Annotated in this window: 20 protein-coding genes; 11 read left to right on the forward strand and 9 right to left on the reverse strand. The window is 68.5% G+C overall.

The features are described from left to right. Window positions 1-168: 168 nt before the first annotated feature. Together EV140_RS10120 and EV140_RS10125 are read right to left on the reverse strand one after the other, a co-directional pair. Window positions 169-1,044, reverse strand: a complete 876-nt coding sequence (locus EV140_RS10120; protein ID WP_130283588.1) for a C40 family peptidase — start codon at window positions 1,042-1,044, stop codon at window positions 169-171. 203 nt (window positions 1,045-1,247) lie between these two features. Further along, the gene (locus EV140_RS10125) at window positions 1,248-1,937 is read right to left on the reverse strand and encodes an iron-dependent transcriptional repressor DtxR (RefSeq protein WP_130283590.1); all 690 of its coding nucleotides are present in this window, start codon (window positions 1,935-1,937) and stop codon (window positions 1,248-1,250) included. 107 nt (window positions 1,938-2,044) lie between these two features. On the opposite strand from EV140_RS10125, the gene serC reads away from it, so the two are divergent. Both serC and EV140_RS10135 read left to right on the forward strand, forming a co-directional pair. Beyond that, entirely contained in the window at window positions 2,045-3,160 is a 1,116-nt protein-coding gene (serC, locus tag EV140_RS10130; RefSeq protein ID WP_130283592.1) for a phosphoserine transaminase, read from the forward strand. Between the two features lie 4 nt (window positions 3,161-3,164). Continuing rightward, window positions 3,165-3,398, forward strand: coding sequence for a DUF2530 domain-containing protein (locus EV140_RS10135; protein WP_130283594.1), 234 nt, complete (start codon window positions 3,165-3,167; stop codon window positions 3,396-3,398). Here the strand turns inward: EV140_RS10135 and EV140_RS10140 are convergent. Further along, the gene (locus EV140_RS10140) at window positions 3,379-3,876 is read right to left on the reverse strand and encodes a DUF3027 domain-containing protein (RefSeq protein WP_130283596.1); all 498 of its coding nucleotides are present in this window, start codon (window positions 3,874-3,876) and stop codon (window positions 3,379-3,381) included. The genes EV140_RS10135 and EV140_RS10140 overlap by 20 nt on opposite strands. Continuing rightward, on the reverse strand, window positions 3,869-4,249 hold the full coding sequence (locus EV140_RS10145) for a cold-shock protein (RefSeq protein WP_130283598.1): 381 nt from the start codon (window positions 4,247-4,249) through the stop codon (window positions 3,869-3,871). Before EV140_RS10145 ends, EV140_RS10140 begins: the two co-directional genes overlap by 8 nt. A 110-nt stretch (window positions 4,250-4,359) precedes the next feature. Between EV140_RS10145 and EV140_RS10150 the strand changes: the two genes are divergently transcribed. The 8 genes from EV140_RS10150 to EV140_RS10185 all read left to right on the forward strand — a co-directional run bounded on the left by EV140_RS10150 (window position 4,360) and on the right by EV140_RS10185 (window position 12,215). Next, window positions 4,360-4,632: a multidrug ABC transporter ATPase gene (locus tag EV140_RS10150; RefSeq protein ID WP_096420747.1), complete on the forward strand. Its 273-nt coding sequence runs from the start codon at window positions 4,360-4,362 to the stop codon at window positions 4,630-4,632. Continuing rightward, window positions 4,619-6,523 (forward strand): helicase-associated domain-containing protein, encoded by a 1,905-nt coding sequence (locus EV140_RS10155; RefSeq protein WP_130283600.1) that lies wholly within the window; start codon window positions 4,619-4,621, stop codon window positions 6,521-6,523. Before EV140_RS10150 ends, EV140_RS10155 begins: the two co-directional genes overlap by 14 nt. A 40-nt stretch (window positions 6,524-6,563) precedes the next feature. Next, window positions 6,564-8,210 (forward strand): DNA repair helicase XPB, encoded by a 1,647-nt coding sequence (locus EV140_RS10160; protein ID WP_130283602.1) that lies wholly within the window; start codon window positions 6,564-6,566, stop codon window positions 8,208-8,210. An 82-nt stretch (window positions 8,211-8,292) separates the two neighbouring features. Further along, window positions 8,293-8,982: a response regulator transcription factor gene (locus tag EV140_RS10165; RefSeq protein ID WP_130283604.1), complete on the forward strand. Its 690-nt coding sequence runs from the start codon at window positions 8,293-8,295 to the stop codon at window positions 8,980-8,982. Window positions 8,983-9,015: 33 nt separating this feature from the next. After that, complete coding sequence (locus EV140_RS10170; protein WP_130283606.1) at window positions 9,016-10,719, forward strand: sensor histidine kinase; 1,704 nt, start codon at window positions 9,016-9,018, stop codon at window positions 10,717-10,719. Window positions 10,720-10,796: 77 nt separating this feature from the next. Next, the gene (locus tag EV140_RS10175) at window positions 10,797-11,087 is read left to right on the forward strand and encodes a WXG100 family type VII secretion target (RefSeq protein ID WP_130283608.1); all 291 of its coding nucleotides are present in this window, start codon (window positions 10,797-10,799) and stop codon (window positions 11,085-11,087) included. 67 nt (window positions 11,088-11,154) lie between these two features. Then, a complete protein-coding gene (locus EV140_RS10180; protein ID WP_130283610.1) occupies window positions 11,155-11,457 on the forward strand; it encodes a DUF2470 domain-containing protein in 303 nt (100 codons plus the stop codon). A gap of 83 nt (window positions 11,458-11,540) precedes the next feature. Then, a complete protein-coding gene (locus EV140_RS10185; RefSeq protein WP_130283612.1) occupies window positions 11,541-12,215 on the forward strand; it encodes a biliverdin-producing heme oxygenase in 675 nt (224 codons plus the stop codon). A 90-nt stretch (window positions 12,216-12,305) separates the two neighbouring features. On the opposite strand, the gene groL is transcribed toward EV140_RS10185, so the two are convergent. The 4 genes from groL to EV140_RS10205 form a co-directional block, all read right to left on the reverse strand. After that, window positions 12,306-13,934, reverse strand: coding sequence for a chaperonin GroEL (groL, locus tag EV140_RS10190; protein WP_130283614.1), 1,629 nt, complete (start codon window positions 13,932-13,934; stop codon window positions 12,306-12,308). A 120-nt stretch (window positions 13,935-14,054) separates the two neighbouring features. Further along, window positions 14,055-15,116 (reverse strand): DUF3048 domain-containing protein, encoded by a 1,062-nt coding sequence (locus tag EV140_RS10195; RefSeq protein WP_130283616.1) that lies wholly within the window; start codon window positions 15,114-15,116, stop codon window positions 14,055-14,057. A gap of 53 nt (window positions 15,117-15,169) precedes the next feature. Further along, a complete protein-coding gene (locus tag EV140_RS10200) occupies window positions 15,170-15,754 on the reverse strand; it encodes a LytR C-terminal domain-containing protein (protein ID WP_130283618.1) in 585 nt (194 codons plus the stop codon). 15 nt (window positions 15,755-15,769) lie between these two features. Beyond that, window positions 15,770-16,042 carry a DUF3263 domain-containing protein gene (locus EV140_RS10205; RefSeq protein ID WP_130283620.1) on the reverse strand — a complete coding sequence of 91 codons (273 nt, stop codon included), beginning with the start codon at window positions 16,040-16,042 and terminating at the stop codon, window positions 15,770-15,772. A 109-nt stretch (window positions 16,043-16,151) separates the two neighbouring features. On the opposite strand from EV140_RS10205, the gene EV140_RS10210 reads away from it, so the two are divergent. Beyond that, window positions 16,152-17,282: a heme/hemin ABC transporter substrate-binding protein gene (locus EV140_RS10210; RefSeq protein WP_198674423.1), complete on the forward strand. Its 1,131-nt coding sequence runs from the start codon at window positions 16,152-16,154 to the stop codon at window positions 17,280-17,282. Window positions 17,283-17,286: 4 nt separating this feature from the next. Here the strand turns inward: EV140_RS10210 and EV140_RS10215 are convergent, their stop codons facing one another. Then, window positions 17,287-18,276: a DUF2332 domain-containing protein gene (locus EV140_RS10215; RefSeq protein WP_157985644.1), complete on the reverse strand. Its 990-nt coding sequence runs from the start codon at window positions 18,274-18,276 to the stop codon at window positions 17,287-17,289. Window positions 18,277-18,297: the final 21 nt, after the last annotated feature.

Consider the following 18,297-nt stretch of genomic DNA (forward strand, 5'->3'; position numbering starts at 1 on the left):
CACGATGTCGCGAACGCCGCCGACTATGCGAAAGACGGCGCGCGCATCCACGGTTTGGATGTCGCGTCGGTGTCGCATGGTCGCTCCTCGGCCGACGCCTTATGGCGTCGATGCGGTCAGGCTAACCCACGAAGGTGAACGACGCCCGTCACGCGGGCGTCCGGCGCGTCAGGCGCCGAAGCGAACGATGTAGTAGTTGTCGGTCCAAATCGGGCGCACACTGACAACGCTGCCCGCTCGCGGAGAGTCCAAGATCATGCCATTGCCCATATAGAAGCCGTTGTGCCCGGGCATGATCACGACGTCACCCGGGCGAGCGTCTTCGCGCGAAATGCGCGTTCCGAAGGCAGCCTGCGTGACCACCGTGCGGGGTATAGCGAGGCCGAACTGCGCGTAGACGAACTGCACGAACCCGGAGCAATCGAATCCTGCGGGTGTAGTGCCACCGAAGAGGTACGGAGTTCCCTGGTACTGCAGGGCCACCTGCACTACCTGATCCAGGTCAACGGCCGGGTAGGGCGGATTCGCGAGGAAGTCTGATACTCCGGGGCCCGTGTACGCAGGAGCCGCCGCGGCGGCCGCGATCTGCGCGGCGCGCTCTTCGGCGGCACGCGCCGCCGCAAGCTCTTCGACGGTGGTCGCGCTGAAGTCGTCGCGGAACGCCGCGGCGACGGCAACGTCGGAAGCGACGTCGACGCTCTGCGCCTCGGTGGCCATGAGCTGGGCAATCGCTTCTGCGTTGCCGCTGGCAATGGAGTTCTCGGCGTTGGCGACCGGGTCAGCGACGAGCGAGGTGCCGGGCAGCGCCATCGTGGCGATGAGCCCCGTCGCGACAGTGATAACCGCCATGTTGACCGCGGTGCGCTTCACGCCGCCAGAGCGCGGCGTGCGCGTGGCGGCGGCCGTCGATGCGACGGCCGGAGTGGCCACGGGGGGGCGAACAACGAGGCCGGTGCGCTCGGCGCGAAGGTCGCGGCGTCGAAGAGGGGTGGCGTCATCGCGCGGGGTGCTGCGCGGGATCTCGCCGGGGGTGCCTTGGATCAAGAGAAGTCTCCTGCGCCTCGCCGCTCCATGCGTGCGGCCCGTCACTGTTTTCGTGTGTTCCACGGTCCGGGCAGGAGACGGGCGATGCGGGCGTCCTGCGTCGGAGCCGCCGACGTGGGGTAACGCGGCGACTCGGCGAGTGTACGCGAGGTAACGGAAAGGTCACAAGCCGACGCGCGACCCCCACATATGGTGGTTAATGCTCAGTCGGCGACATAGATGTGCTGCGCGACCTCGGGTGGCAACTCGATCGCCTCGGCGCGGCCCACAATCTCGACGGAGATGTACCCCCCGTCTCCGGCGCGGATAACCGCCTCGGCACCCGGCACGACACCCGCCTCGTGAAGCTGATGCAGAACGTCGGGGTCAAACTGCACAGGCTCGGCCAACCGACGGACCGTGCAGTGTCGAGTGCCGGCAGCAAGCGCGTGCTGCAGGGCTATGACGCCATCGAGAAAGGGCTCTGCTTCTGGAAGCCCGAACTCCTCCAGGCCCGGAATCGGGTTGCCGTACGGAGACTCGGTGGTGTCCCCGAGCAGCGCGATGATTCGCCGCTCGACCTGCTCGCTCATGACGTGCTCCCACCGACAGGCCTCCTCGTGAACGAGTGACCAGTCCAGCCCGATGACGTCGGCGAGCAGCCGCTCGGCAAGCCGATGCTTGCGCATGACCGCGGTGGCCTTTGCCCGACCTTCGCCCGTGAGAGCGAGCTGACGGTCATCCTCGATGCTGACCAGTCCGTCGCGCTCCATGCGCGCCACGGTCTGTGACACGGTGGGGCCCGAGTGTCCGATGCGCTCAGAGATGCGCGCGCGCAGCGGAGTGATGCCCTCTTCCTCCAGGTCGAGGATGGTGCGCAGATACATCTCGGTCGTGTCGACGAGGTCGGTCATCTGCCACTCCTTATCGGCGTTCTGGCTCCCCAGGGAGCGCGATCACCAGCCTAAACGCTCGCGGCAGGCGAGACCTTCCCGGTGGGCGCGGTCAGTAGGATTCGTGCATGGCCGACATCACGATCCCCGCAGAACTCCTGCCCGCCGATGGTCGATTCGGATGCGGCCCCTCGAAGGTGCGCCCCGAGCAGGTCGCCGCGGTCACGGGCGCCGCTCATCTGCTCGGTACGTCGCACCGCCAGAAGCCGGTAAAGGCACTGGTCGGCAGCGTCCGCGCCGGTCTTCGTGACCTGTTTCGCCTTCCCGATGGCTACGAGGTTGTGCTCGGCAACGGCGGATCGACCGCCTTCTGGGATATCGCGGCGGCCGGGCTCATCGAGCGCCGCAGCGGCCACCTCGACTTCGGCGAGTTCGGCAGCAAGTTCGTCGCCTCGGCCCGCGCGCCGTGGCTGGAGGCACCGCACGTCGTCAAGACCGATGCCGGCACGCGTGGAACCCTCGAACCCGTCGCGGGCGTCGACGTGTACGCGTACCCGCACAACGAAACGTCAACGGGCGTTGCCAGCCCGGTCACGCGCATCCATGGTGACGACGGTGCCCTCACGGTCGTCGATGCCACGAGCGCGGCCGGCGGCATCGACATCGACATCAGCGAGACCGACGTCTACTACTTCGCGCCGCAGAAGAACTTCGCGGGCGACGGCGGCCTCTGGATCGCACTGATGAGCCCCGCGGCGATCGAGCGGGCCGAGCGGATCGGCGCATCCGACCGGTTCATTCCTCCGTTCCTGTCGCTGACAGCCGCGATCGACAACTCGCGCCTCGACCAGACCCTCAACACTCCCGCGCTCGCGACCCTCGTCCTGCTCGACGAGCAGGTGCGGTGGATGAACGAATCCGGCGGCCTCGCCTGGTGCGGCGAACGCACGGCCACCTCGAGCGGGCTCTTGTACGACTGGGCTGAGTCGCACCCGCTGGCGACGCCGTTCGTGGCGAACCCCGAGCACCGCTCCCCGGTGGTGGTCACAATCGACCTCGACGACAGCATCGACGCGGCGTCCGTCGCCGCCACCCTGCGCGCCAACGGCATCGTCGACACCGAGCCGTACCGCAAGCTCGGCCGCAACCAGCTGCGCATCGCGACCTTCGTCGCCATCGAGCCCGACGACGTCCGCCAGCTCATCCGCAGCCTCGACTACGTGCTCGAGCAGGTGGCGGGGTAGCGTCGTGCGGCTCTGGGTGCCACACGACGAGCGCCGGCCCCAGCCGGAGCCGCTCGCGACCAACGACCGGCTCGCCTACCTTGTCGGCATCGCCCTCTGGCTCGTCGCCATCGCGGCGGTCGCCGTCATGGCGCTCACCGGCGTCACCGCCGACACCCTCGGGATGCTCGTCACGGCCGGAATCGGCATCGCACTCGGCACCCTCGGACTGGTTGTCGTCAGTCGTCCTCGTCGCTAGCGTCGGCAGAGCCCGGAGAGTCAGGATCAAACTTGTCGGCGTGCGCGTCGATGTCGACACCGTCAAACACGTCAGCGTCGTGATCGTCGTGCAGGTCATGCTCGTCGGCATCGTCGTCGTCGGAGTCGTCGTCGTCATCGTCAGCCGCGTCCGCCTCCGCGGCGGCCTGCTCGGCCTGCTGAGCGAGGAACTCGTCCATACGATCGGCCCAGGGAACCCAGTCGGGCGCGACGAGCGCTCCATCACCGGGCATCAGTTCCGTCTCCAGCACGCTCGGGGCGTCAGGATCGATCGTGCTGACGCTGACCGTCCACACCCAGCCGGGGTAGCCGCCCATCGTCGTCGAGAACAGCAGCGTCGCGACACCGTCCGCTTCCGTCGCCTCGCGCAGTTGGCCCACCGTCCGCTCGGGCGTGATTTCGGCGAGCGCCGCTCGGCCGAGGGCCTCGAGCGCTTCGGAGCCGGGCGCGTCAGGCATCCAGGTCGTCCGCGACCTTGCGCAGCACGGCGGCGATCTTGCGGCCCTGTTCGCGGTCCGGGTACCGTCCGCCGCGAAGGCGTCCGCCCACGGTGTCGAGCAGCTTGATGAGGTCTTCGACGATAATCGCCATCTCGTCGGCCGGCTTGCGATTCATCGCCGACAACGTCGGCTTCTGATCGAGAATGCGCACCGACAGTGCCTGCGCGCCCCTCTTGCCGTCCGCGATGCCGAACTCGAGACGAGTGCCCGCCTTCACGGTCGCCCCTGCGGGCAGCGCGGAGGCGTGCAGAAACACCTCATCGCCCTCATCGCTGGCGATGAAGCCGAAGCCTTTGTCTTGGTCGTAGAACTTGACCTTGCCGGTGGGCATGCGCGTACTCCTGACGGTGGTGTGGTGCGTCCCTGAGAGGATACCCGGCGCGTCGTGCCCCCTGGAGCGGGGGCTAGGCCGCCCTCCTCACGCGGGCCTATCCTTGGCGTATGCCAGAAGAGTCGATCGTCATGGGTAACCGCGCCGAGCGCGTGCTCGCCTACCTCGTGGCTGTCGTCATCGTCATCAGCCTGGGCTGCTTCATCGCCCTCATGTCGGCCGTGTCAGCCGGGCTCGACCCCCGCGAATTCACCTCGGGCGTATGGGCGTGGGTGACCATGCTTCCGCTCATCAGTCTGCCGATCGGGTTCGGCTTGATCGTCGCCCTGCTCATCGTGAGCGCGGTGCGGCGGTCGCGCGCCGCCAAGCATGCCGGCGGCTAGTCCGGCATCCCTCGCCCTCGCCGCCCGGCTGCGGCAGTACGACGAGGCGGAGCTGGCCGCCCTGATTCGCCGCCGGCGCGTGGCTCCGGCGACGCTTGACGACCTGTTCGACCTGGCCGAGGCACTGCTCGACGACGTCTCGATCGCGAGCGCCGTCGCTGACCTTCCCCGTGCATCCCTCGCCGCGTTGGCGACCGCGGTCGAACTCGATCCGGATGGCCGTGGCGTTGCCCTCGAGGCGCTCGCCACGCAGCTGGGGGTGTCGAACGCCGACGTCGTCGCGGCGCTCACCATGGCCGCCGAACGGCTCGTCGTCGTGCTCGACGACGACACGATCCTTGTGCCCGCCGCCGTGGGGGGAACACTCGCGCGACGCGGCGAGACCGGCGCCCTCGACCTGTCGGCGATGGCGCTCCGCGAAACAGCGGCCCCGAGTCCCCTGCGGCGGATCGACGCCGACGACATCGCCCGGCTGAACCGCGTGGCGGCCGAGCAAGCATTCGAGTGTGTCGTGCGCATCGGCGAAATCACCCGCTCCCTCGATCGTGAGCCGGCCCGACTGCTCGCCCGCGGCGGCGTCTCCCTGCCCGATGCGCGCCGCGTCGCGGCCGAGGCCGCCATCAGCGACGAGGCGCTCGCTGACCACCTGACGCTCGCCCGAAGCGCCCACCTCGTGGCCGACACGACCGACGAACTCATCGCCACCGAGACCGCCGAACAGTGGCGGTCCCGGCCCCTCGGCGACCGCTGGGCGGCCCTCGCCGTCGCGTGGAGCGACGCCCTCCCTGACCCCTTACGCGTCGAGTTGGCGCGCCGTGCGGTCGCCGGTGCGGGCGACCGCACGGCAGAGCTCGTCGGCTGGCTGTACCCCGCCGCCGACACCCTCCTCACCGAACGCCTCGACGCTCTCGGCCGGCAGGGTGCGCTGCTCGGCATCACGGTGGATAGCCGCGCCAGCACCGTCGGAGCGACGCTTCTGAGCGCCGGTAGCGCCGCAGCCACGAGCGCTCTCACCCCACTGCTGCCCCCCGAGGTGCGCCAGGTGTACCTGCAGCACGACCTCACAATCGTCTCGCCCGGCCCGCTCGCAGCCGAGCTCGACGAACGCCTGCGGGGTATCGCCGACATCGAAGCCGCCGGCCTGGCCGGCCGCTACCGACTGAGCACCGACAGCGTTACGAGGGCGATCGCGCGCGGCGAGACCGCCGACACCCTCACACGCTTCCTCACCGAACTGTCGCTCACCGGCGTGCCACAACCGGTGGCGTACCTGATCGACGAGACAGCGCGCCGCTACGGCTCCATTCGCGTCGGGATGCTCGGGGCCGACGAATCGACAGAACTCGCCGCTACGACAAGCATCCGCAGCGACGACCCCGCGATGATCGACACCCTGAGCGTCGATGCGACCCTCACGCCGCTCGGGCTCACGCGCACGGGACCGCACCGGCTCGTCAGTCGCCTCGACCCGAGCCTGGTGCTTGGCACCCTCATCGATGCGCGGTATCCGGCTGCGCCCGAGGAGGGCGAGCATCCGATCGCTCCGGCACGCGCGTCGCGGCGTCGCGGACGCGCGCCGGGAACTCGCTTGCCGGCGACGGCGGCGTCAGCAGGCGACCCGGTGCTCGAGGCCGCACGTCGGCTGCACGGTGCGACGTCGAGCGCCGACGCCGCGGGCGGCGACGCGTGGGTCGCTCGCCAGTGGGAGCTGGCGCTGCGGGCGAAGCTTCCCGTGCACGTCACCGTGCGCTTGCCCGACGGTACGGAGCGCGACTTTGACCTCGAACCGACCGGCATCGCGGCGGGGCGCGTCCGCGGGCGGGACCTGGCGGCCGACGTGGAGCGCACCCTTCCCATCTCGAGCATCGCGGCGCTCGCGGTGCCCGAGTAGGGCGCAGCGCTCTCAGGTCGCGGGCCTAGACTGGCCCGTTATGAATCCTGACGGCCCGCTCATCGTGCAGAGCGACCGAACTGTATTGCTCGAGGTCGCGAACCCCCGCGCTGACGACGCCCGCCACGCCCTCGCCGTGTTCGCCGAGCTTGAGCGTGCGCCTGAGCACATCCACACCTACCGCATCACCCGGCTGGGACTCTGGAACGCCCGCGCGGCCGGCCACGACGCCGACGAGATGCTCGCCGTGCTGGAGAAGTATTCGAAGTTCCCCGTGCCCGCGTCGGTGGCGATTGACATCGCCGAGACCGTCGGCCGCTACGGGCGGCTCGTGGTGGAGCGCGATGACGAGGGGCTCGTCCTGCGCTCGACCGACCGCGCCGTACTCACCGAAATCGCGTCGAACAAGCGCATCGCGCCGCTGCTCGAGGGCCGCATTGACGAGCACGCCTACCGGCTGCAAGCGTGGGCGCGGGGGCAGGTCAAGCAAGAGCTCGTCAAGATCGGCTGGCCCGCCGACGATCTCGCGGGCTACACCCCCGGCACGCCGCACCCGATCGACCTCGACACCGCCGACTGGGGGCTGCGACCGTACCAGCAGCAGGCCATCGACCAGTTCTTCGTCGGCGGCTCCGGTGTCGTCGTGCTGCCGTGTGGCGCGGGCAAGACCCTCGTCGGCGCGGGGGCGATGGCGTCGGCGGCCACGACGACCCTCATCCTCGTCACGAACACGGTCTCGGCGCGCCAGTGGCGCGACGAGCTGCTGCGCCGCACCACCCTCACCGCCGACGAGATCGGCGAGTATTCCGGGCAGATGAAAGAGGTCAAGCCCGTCACGATCGCGACGTACCAAATCCTCACGGCGAAGCGGAAGGGCGAGTACGCGCACCTGGCGCTCCTCGATGCGCTCGACTGGGGCCTCATCGTCTACGACGAGGTGCACCTGTTGCCCGCGCCCGTCTTCAAGCTCACCGCCGAGTTGCAGGCCCGCCGTCGCCTGGGTCTCACCGCGACGCTCGTGCGCGAAGACGGCCGCGAAGGTGACGTGTTCAGCCTGATCGGCCCGAAACGGTTCGACGCCCCGTGGAAGCAGATCGAGCAGCAGGGCTACATCTCGCCGGCCGCCTGCTTCGAGGTGCGGGTCGACCTTCCGCCGGATGAACGCCTCGAGTACGCGGCGAGCGCCGATGACCAGCGCTACCGGCTCGCGGCAACGGCGCCGGCGAAGCGGGATGTCGTGAAGCGGCTCGTCGAGCGGCACGCGGGCGAGCGCATCCTCATCATTGGGCAGTATCTCGACCAGATCGACGAACTCGCCGACGAGATCGGTGTGCCGCAGTTGACCGGGTCGACGCCCGTCGACGAGCGCGAGCGGCTGTTCCAGGAATTCCGCGACGGCACGACCCCGGTACTCGTGGTGTCGAAGGTCGCGAACTTCTCGGTCGACTTGCCCGAGGCGACGGTGGCGATTCAGGTGTCTGGCTCGTTCGGTTCGCGCCAGGAAGAAGCGCAGCGACTGGGGCGCCTGTTGCGCCCCAAGCAGAGCGGCATCCCCGCCAGCTTCTACACGCTGGTTGCCCGCGACACCGTCGACCAAGACTTCGCGCAGAACCGCCAGCGCTTCCTCGCCGAACAGGGCTACAGCTACGAGATTCTCGACGCGCACGCCCTCGACGAGGCGGCCTGATTCAGGAACCGCGCCCCGGGCATCCCGGTGCTATCGGCGCGGCATTCAGGAAACCTTCATTGCACGCGCAGATACTTGCGGCATGGCTGACGGACCCAAAATTCTCATTGTCGACGACGAACCCAACATTCGCGACCTGCTGACGACCAGTCTGCGGTTCGCCGGATTCGCCGTTCGCGCGGTGAGCAACGGCGCCCAGGCCATCTCGGCCGTTCTCGAGGAAGAGCCGGACCTCATCATCCTCGACGTCATGCTGCCCGACATCAACGGCTTCGGCGTCACCAAGCGCCTGCGGTCGAGCGGCTACACGAGCCCAATCCTCTTCCTCACCGCCAAAGACGACACCGACGACAAGATCATGGGTCTCACCGTCGGCGGCGACGACTACGTCACGAAGCCGTTCAGCCTCGACGAGATCGTCGCCCGCATCAAGGCGATTCTGCGCCGCACCATGCAGGAAGAAGACGACGCGATCATCCGCGCCGGCGAGCTCACGATGGACCAGGACACGCACGAAGTCACGATCGGCGACGTCGTCATCGAACTCAGCCCGACCGAATTCAAGCTGCTGCGCTACCTCATGCTGAACCCCAACCGCGTGCTGTCGAAGGCCCAGATTCTTGACCACGTGTGGGAGTACGACTTCAACGGCGACGCCGGCATCGTCGAGAGCTACATCTCGTACCTGCGCCGCAAGCTCGACCAGCACACCGACGAGCCGCTCATCCAGACGAAGCGCGGCTTCGGCTACATGCTCAAAGCATCGAAGTAGTGACGGGCGCGGCCGCGTCCAGTGCCGACACCCATGCATGAGCAACTGAGTCAGTGGTGGGAGGGCATCTCCCTCCGCTCGAAGATCACGGGCGTCACCGTCCTCGTGGTGACGTTCGGTCTGCTTGTCGTCGGCACCGGCACGCTCACGACCCTGCAACGCACCCTGGTCGACGAGGTCGACCGTCAGATCGGGCAAGCGGCGACCGAGCTGCGCGAGTTGCTGTCGTCCGAAGACGGCGATCGCGCCCAGTTCACCACCGACCAGTTCGACGAGTTCACGACGCTGACCCCGTCGGTCTTCTCCGCCCCGTTTTATTTCGGGGCGGTGGATGCTCGGGGCGAGGTCATCGACGACAACGTCGCCGACTACGCGCGCGACAGCGCCCCCGACCTCTCACGCTTGACGGCCAGCTTCGTCGCTGACCTCGACGGTGGCGTAACGCTGACGAGCGAGAACCGGACGACCCAGTGGCGAGTTGCGACGTACACGCTGCTCGTCACGAACATCGACACCGGCGAACAGCAGCAAGCGACTCTCGTGGTCGGGGCGAACCTCTCCGACACGAACAACGTCATCGGGTCGTTCGCGTCGATCTTCCTCGGCTTTGGACTCGTGGTGGTGATCATGTCCGCAGCCATCACGCGCCTGCTCGTGACGACCACCTTCCGCCCCCTGCGCGAGGTTGAGGCGACGGCAGCGCGCTTCGCGGGCGGAGACTTCAGCCAGCGACTCTCCGGCGCCACCCCGAACACGGAGGTCGGACGCCTCAACCGGTCGCTCAACACGATGCTCTCGCGAATCGATCGCGCGTTCGCCGACCGGGCCGAAACCATCAGCAGGATGCGCCGCTTCGTCGGCGACGCCAGTCACGAACTGCGCACCCCCCTCGTGAGCCTCCGCGGCTACGCCGAGCTCTACCGCATGGGGGCCATCCAGAAGGAGGAGGACGTCGCGCAGGCGATGGAGCGCATCGAGAAAGAGGCGATGCGGATGAGCTCCCTCGTCTCCGACCTGCTCGAACTCGCACGCTTGGATGAGCAGCGTCCGCTCGAGAAGGTGCCGGTCGACCTCGTGCCTCTTGCGCGCGACGCGGCGCTCGACGCCATGGCCGGATCGCCGGACCGCTCGGTGACGGTTGTCGTGGATGACCGACCGGCATCCACGGCCCTGCCGACCGCGATCGAGACCGACGACGCGTCAGGCAGCCCCAGTGCACCCCGGCGACGCGCGAGCGCAGCCCTCGCTCGACTGCGCTCGAGACGGCGGACCGCATCCACGGCCGCCGCTCCCGAGTTGGTGGGGCGGCTCAGCCTGCCCGAGTTGCCGCCGGTCAGCGCCGTCGTCGCCGGCGACGAAAACAAGCTGCGCCAGGTCGTCACGAACCTCATCGGCAACGCGCTGCGGTTCACGCCCGACGGCAGCCCGATCGAGCTCGTCGTCGCTGTCGACGACGCCGCGGGGATGGCAACGCTCGCGGTCGTCGACCACGGCGAGGGAATTCCCGCGCAGTTGAAGGAGAAGATCTTCGACCGGTTCTTCCGCGCCGATTCATCGCGCACGCGGGATACGGGGGGCTCGGGCCTGGGGCTTGCGATCGTCTCGTCGATCGTCGCCAACCACGGCGGCCGCATCGACGTGCTCGACACTCCCGGCGGCGGGGCGACGTTCCGCGTCGCGCTTCCGCTCCTCCCCAACGAGCGCACCGCGACTGAGGCACCCCTTTACGAGGTCTAGTCGGCCCCGTCAACGCGGCACGCCATACCGTCACCGCCACGAGCGCGCACTCGGCGCGCACGATGGGAGGAGACACCATGACCCGCTATCAGGTTGACGCCGACGCCCTGTTGAGCGCCACCTCGACCACCACCGCCACGATCGGCCGGCTGCAGGCCGAGTGCGCCGGCCTCACCAGCCAGCTCTCTGCCCTTCAAGGCAGCTGGTCGGGCAACGCCGCCACCGCGTTCCAGACGCTTGTCGCAGAGTGGATGGCGACCTACAGCCGGCTGGAACAGAATCTCTCCGCGCTGAACCACGCCCTCGGCCAGGCCGGGCGCCAGTACGCCGAGATTGAGCAACAGGCAGCCTCGATGTTCCTGCGCTGAGCTCGAAAGCTCACGGGGTTGATCACGCGCTCGGGGAAAGCGGGCCTGCGGCCCTACAGTGGTCGCTGTGACCCGCTTCCCCGACGAGATCGTGCACGCCGTGTTGCACCACATGAACGACGACCACGCCGACGACAGTCTGCTGATCGCACGGGCCTTCGGCGACCGCGGGGCGACAGACTCGCGCATGATCGACGTGACGCCTGATGCGGGTCACTGGGTCTACTCGCTCGGTGACGATCTCGGCGAGCGCGCCCTCTCCGTACGGTGGTCACGAACGATCAGCGAGCGGCCGGAAATTCGACACGAGATCGTCGCCCTGTATGACCGAGCCTGCACCATTCTCGGCGAGACTCCGCGCCCGCACTAGCGGTCCGAAATCCGGGGCTGTTCGATAGCCGGACAAGTGGGTTAGGGTTGCCTTACCTTAACCCGAACCGGAGCCGGAGCCGCATGACTATCGTCGACCCCGCCCTCAGCACCGTCATCCCGTTCTCGCGCCTGATTCGAGAGCGGTCGAAAGCCAGCCACGGAACGAGCGAGGGCACATCGTTCATGACTGATCTGCTCTCGGGAGCCGGGTCGCGCGACGACTACATTGCCCTCGTACGTCAGCACCACGAGATCTACACCGCACTTGAAACGGCGGCCGACGCGCTGCGCACCCACGCCGAGGTCGCGCCCTTCCTCTCGTCCGCCCTCACCCGGCTGCCGGCGCTGAACGCAGACCTGACCTTCCTCGTGGGCGACGATTGGGCCGAGCGCATCCCGCTTCTGCCGACCACCGTGCGCTACGCGGCGCGCATTCGCGAGGTCGCCGCCACCTGGCCGGCAGGTTACGTCGCCCACCACTACACCCGGTACCTCGGCGACCTGTCCGGCGGCCTCCACATCGGGCGCGTCCTCGCCCGACGCTTCGGCTTCGACACGAACGGCATTGGCTTCTACCTGTTCGACCAGATCGCCGACCCCGCCGCGTTCAAAGACACGTACCGCGCGCAACTCGACGCCGTGCCGTGGGACGACGCCGAGCGCGAGCGCGTCGTCGACGAGGTGTTGACCGCCTACCGCTTCAATACCGAACTGTTCGTCGACCTCGACGAGGCCCGCGGCACCCGCGCTGCCTGAGCGCCGCGACCAACTCGACCATCCGCCAACGCGAAACGGGGCGGCCTCCCGAAGGAAGCCGCCCCGCTTGTGCATGGCGGTGGCCGAGGACTAGAAGTCCATGCCGCCCGACGGGTCACCCATCGGGGCCGGGTTCTTCTCCGGCTTGTCGGCGACGACTGCCTCGGTGGTGAGGAAGAGGCCAGCGATCGACGCGGCGTTCAGCAGCGCCGAGCGGGTCACCTTCACGGGGTCGGCGATGCCGGCACCGAGCATGTCGACATACTCGCCGGTGGCCGCGTTGAGGCCGTGACCGACCTCGAGGTGGCGCACCTTGTCGGCGACAACGCCGGGCTCGAGGCCCGCGTTGAGGGCGATCTGCTTGAGCGGGGCGTCGATCGCAACCTTCACGATGTTGGCGCCCGTCGCCTCGTCGCCCTCAAGGCCCGTGAGGGCGTCCGACTCGAAGGCGAGCTTGCCGGCCTGGATGAGGGCGACGCCACCACCGGCGACGATGCCCTCCTCGACGGCAGCCTTCGCGTTGCGGACGGCGTCCTCAATGCGGTGCTTGCGCTCCTTCAGCTCGACCTCGGTCGCGGCACCCGCCTTGATGACGGCAACGCCACCGGCGAGCTTCGCGAGGCGCTCCTGGAGCTTCTCACGGTCGTAGTCGGAGTCGGTGTTCTCGATCTCTGCACGGATCTGCTTCACGCGACCGGCGATGGCGTCGGCGTCGCCGGCACCCTCCACGATCGTGGTCTCGTCCTTGGTGATGACGACCTTGCGGGCCCGGCCGAGCAGGTCGAGGGTGGCGTTCTCGAGCTTGAGGCCGACCTCCTCGCTGATGACCTGGCCGCCGGTGAGGATCGCGATGTCCTGCAGCATGGCCTTGCGGCGGTCGCCGAAGCCGGGAGCCTTGACGGCAACCGACTTGAAGATGCCGCGGATCTTGTTGACGACGAGCGTCGCAAGAGCCTCACCCTCGACGTCTTCGGCGATGATGAGCAGCTGCTTGCCGCTCTGGATCACCTTGTCGACGACGGGCAGCAGGTCCTTGATCGCCGAGATCTTGCCATTGACGATCAGGATGTAAGGGTCTTCGAAGACCGCTTCCTGGCGCTCGGGGTCGGTCACGAAGTAGGCCGACAGGTAGCCCTTGTCGAAGCGCATGCCCTCGGTGAGCTCGAGCTCGGTGCCGAAGGTGTTCGACTCTTCAACAGTGACGACGCCTTCCTTGCCCACCTTGTCGATGGCCTCGGCGATGAGCGCACCGATCTCGGGGTCGGCGGCCGAGATGCTCGCGGTGGCGGCGATCTCTTCCTTGGTCTCGACCTCCTTGGCGCTCTTCAGCAGCTCGTCGGAGACGGCCTTGGTGGCCTTCTCGATGCCGCGCTTGAGGCTGATCGGGTCGGCGCCGGCCGCGACGTTGCGCAGGCCCTCACGCACGAGCGCCTGAGCGAGGACGACCGAGGTGGTCGTACCGTCACCGGCGACGTCGTCGGTCTTCTTCGCGACCTCCTTGACGAGCTCGGCACCGATCTTCTCGAACGGCTCGTCGAGTTCGATCTCCTTGGCAATGGAGACGCCGTCGTTCGTAATCGTGGGGGCGCCCCACTTCTTCTCGAGAACGACGTTGCGGCCACGGGGGCCGAGCGTCACCTTCACGGCGTCGGCCAGGGTGTTCAGGCCGCGCTCCAGGCCGCGACGGGCCTCTTCGTCAAAAGCAATGATTTTAGCCATGTGTGTCTTTCGTCCCTCCCGGACGCAGTACGTACGGTAGCTCTGGCACTCGCAGAGAGTGAGTGCTAACTGATTTTGGCACTCTCGACTAGCGAGTGCAAGCCAGGGAGGGGCGGATGCTCAGCCGGCAGTGATGGTCGCGTCGCCGGTATCCGGCACGAGTTCGATCCAAGTGGTGCCCGGCGCCAACCGCACGGCGACGCCGTGATCGTCGAGGAGGCGATAGGAATCCGCCATGCCGGCCTTCGACCACGTGATGGGAACGGTCTTGCCACCCGTGGCCACGAACCCCGAACCGCTCTGACCAGCCAACAACGTTTGCGGAACACCCGGGCCGAAGTCGACGATCACGCGCAACACGATGACGTTGGTTGCGCTGAGACGCGCGCCCGACAGCGCCACATCGGGTTGCGCGCCTTGCGACCGTAACCAGCGAGCATCCGCCTCGCTCCATTCCCAGACCGATTGGCCGACCTGCCCATATCGCAGCGAGAAAGCAGACGCAGGAACACCGTCTCGCACGGCTGTGGCGTTCTCGACGCGATCAGCGAACGCGAACTGCTGGCGGGGCGGGGCGTCCGTTGCGTATCGATCGACGAGCTGCGCCGCGCGTGCCACAACATTGTGCGGCGAGGGACGCGGGAGCCCTCGGTAAACCAAGTCAGAATCGTCACCGCGGTCGAAGATGACGTTGCGCACCGGGGTGTCGAGCATCGCGGCAATGAACTGGGGCTGAGCGCCCGAGTACGCCAGAATTCCTCCGAAAGGCGACACGATATCGGGGTCCATGGGCCGCACGGATCGCACTGGGCCGACTTCGTCAGGCAGGTCACTGTGCCACGACGCTGCGTAGCGGATCGAACCACCCTCAACAAGTTCGACGTGCACAACGTCGGCGCGGTCGAGACCGACCTGAGGGCGAGCGAGAGGAGCGTTGTCGATCTTCGCCGACAAGACCGGCCGATCGAGTGACCCCGGTTCAATGATCGCGCCCGTCAAGGGAGCGAGGGCGTACGGCGGGGGTGCCTCGTACGTCGAGGTGTAGGACGGCGCCGGCTCGACGCTGGGCTCGGGCGACTCGGACTCGAGTGGACGCTCCTCCGGCGCGCAGGCGCCCAGCCCTACGATGAGAGCGAGCGCGACCGTCAGGCCACCGAGACGTCGACGTGAAAAACTGGGCATGGCCAGAACACTAACCCGTGCGCAGAAACGACTGACGACGTGACGCGCGCAGACTACGTAGCGGCGCGCAGTTCGTAGTCGGAGCCGAGAACGATGGTGATGGGGGCCCCCGGGAAAGCGTCCGTCAGTTCGATGTCTGCCACGCCGTCGAGCAGTTCGACCATGCCGCGAGCAACCGGTTCGAGGTCAGCGCTCGTGTAATAGACGACCGTCTCCTCGATGTCGGTTGTCGCGGCCTGGGTGACCGTTCCGACGGGCCAGCCCCGAGCATCCAGCGCGCTCCGCGCTTGCGGGCCCCGCCCCACGGAACCGGTGCCATCGAGGATCGTGATCGTGAAGTCATCAGGCAGGTTCGCATCGGCGGCGTCCGTGATCGGCTCACCGGCAGGCTCGCCCGGCTCGGCAGGAGCGTCAGGGTTCTCCTCGGGCGGGGACGTCAAGACCGGGATGTCGAGCTCCAGTCGGTCGTCAATCGCGGCGAGCCCGACCATGCCGACCACGACAAGCACGACCGACGCGGCCGCACCGATCCCGACCGCGCCCCAGACGGCACCGCGACGACGCGGCGCCCGGTGTGCGCCCACTCGACCAGCATCGAGCGGCAGATCGTCGAAACGATCATGAGGGAAGTCGGGCATTCGGGCTTTCTCGGCTCAGGAGGCGGCGGTGTCGCGCCGGGTACGACGACGCTCAGCACGCTCATCGCGCACCTCGTGCAAGCGGCCCACGAGGATCGGGTCGTACGCGCGGGACGCCGCGTCGTCAAGGACGGAGTTCAGTACCTGATAATACCGGGCCGGCCCCCAGCCAAACTCGGCGCGAATATGCCGCTCTTTTGCCGCGGTGTGACCCCACCACTCGCGCTCGAAGTCGAGCACGCGTCGCGCGCGCTCGGACAGCGCCGCATCATCCAGTGGGGTGGACATGGGCTCATCGTAGAACGGTCGGCATCGGCCTCTGGGCGGCTCGCGGAGGACGATCAGACTCGCGGATTAGGCTTACCTAAGCCCCCCTTGCCAGCCGCTCCGGAGACCCATGCCCTTCCCTCGTCGACGTCGCTCGGCGCTCGCTGTCGCCGTCGCCGTCGCCGTCGCCGTCGCGGCCACGATGCTGGTGCTCGCGGGGTGCGCTCCCTCCGGCGCCCTCGGCGGCACCGACCCCGAGGCGGTGGGCGAGCGCCCCGCGCTGTCGGAGATCGCCCTGCTCGACAACCCACGCATCGACGGCGGTCGCGCCACGGCCGTGATCGCGGACGCCGCGATTGACCCCGTCGTCGACACCCCGACCTCGGCGCTGCCGGCAACGGTGGTCTCGCGCGACCTGGATGGCGACCGCGACATCGAGGTCACGAGCGCCGACCGCGTTCTCGCCCTCGACATTGCCGGATCGCTGGCGGCCACCACCTGGGCCCTCGGCTTCGGCGATCGCCTCGTCGGGCGTGACGTGTCGACCACCTTTCCCGGCACGGACGATCTGGCGCTCGTGACCAGTTCGGGCCACGCGGTCAGCGCCGAGTCGGTGTTGTCGCTGCGCCCCGATCTGATCATCACCGACGGTACGGTGGGCCCGACCGACGTGCTCGTGCAACTGCGCACTGCCGGAATCACGGTCGTGTACGTCGACGTCGAGCCGGGGCTCGCGGCGCCGGCCACCCTCGCCCGTGATGTCGCCGCCATCTTCGGCGCGCCCGAAGCGGGCGACCTGCTGGCCGAGCGGATCGACTCCGAGTTGACCGACGTGCTCGGCGAGATAGCCGCCATCGCCCCGAGCCCGCCGGGCGAGCGGGTGCGCATCCTGTTCCTGTATCTGCGCGGCGCGAGCGGCATCTACTACCTCTTCGGCGAGGAGTCGGGAGCCGACGAGTTGATCGACGGTCTCGGCGGCATTGACGTCGCCGGCGAGATCGGGTGGACGGGGCTTCGCCCGATGACCGACGAGGCGCTTATCGCCGCCGACCCCGACCTCATCATGGTCATGTCAAGCGGGTTGGCGAGCGTCGGAGGCGTCGACGGCCTCCTCGCCGAGAAGCCCGCGATGGCACTCACTTCTGCCGGGCAGAACCGCCGCTTCGTTGACATGGCCGACGGCGAGGTGTTGAGCTTCGGACCGCGCACGCCTCTCGTGCTCGACGCGCTCGCCCGCGCCATCTACGGCGCCGACCAGTAGCCGCTCAGGCTCCGACGACCCCGTCGGCCCACCGCTCGATACGGTCGCCGTGCGGGGCCACGATTGCGAGGGGACGCCCGTCACGGCTCAGCACGAAATCGCCGTCCTCCCCGGGCAGGCTGTGGGCGGCGTGCTCAGCGACCTCGAGGAGCACCCGCCGGCCGTCGAGCGACACCCACACGTCGGCGAGCTCGCGCGCCAGCTCGCCAAATCGGGCGCGCGCGTCGGGAGCGAGGTAGACGAGAACGGCGGGGCTCCAGATGACCCGCACGACGTCGTCGGGCATCTCCGCCACGGCCGCGCGCAGCCCATCGACCGCGTCGCCCGCCATCACACGAGGCGGATGCGCGTGCGCAACGCGCAGGGCCGCATCGAGCTGGCGGGCCCGGTCGCGCTCCTCTGGCCAGATCAGGGTGCGCAGCCACCGCTCGTCGTCGGGTGACCCCAGGGCCAACGGACGCCGCTCGAGCCCGGCCCGCCACACGATGTCGGGCCGGTGCGTGGGCGCCGGCACGGCGTCACCGAGTTGGCAGTCGAGTTCGAGCTCGACGAGTTCGTCGTCGACCGGCTCCACCGTCGACGCGGGTTCGCTCCCGCGCCAGAAGCGGTGTCGGTAGCGGTCGACGAGCAGCCCCAGCCCGATCGACGCCCCGACTTCGAGCAGCGCGATCGGCGCGCGGATGCCGTCCAGCGCCGCGACGAGGGCAGAGGAACGCCGGGGGTCGTTCGTCTGCGTGGCGCGCGTGCGGGCGACCGCCTCGACGGCGTCCCATTCCCCCTCGAGCCAGGCGCGAGCATCCCCAGCTGGTGACAGCCCGGTGAAGCGGGCCGCCGTGAGAACGAGCACGGGTTGCCGACACGCGACGGGAAGCGTGTCGATGAGCGCCATTGCGTCAGGGTCGTCGGCGAGGTCGTGAGCCCACCGCGCGTAGACCGCCGAACGGCCGGCCGCTTCGCGGGCGAAGCGGCGGTACCGTTCGGTGGTCGACGTCACGTTCGCATCCTGCCACGCAGG

It is taken from the genome of Microcella alkaliphila (assembly GCF_004216855.1).
Classification (GTDB): domain Bacteria; phylum Actinomycetota; class Actinomycetes; order Actinomycetales; family Microbacteriaceae; genus Microcella; species Microcella alkaliphila.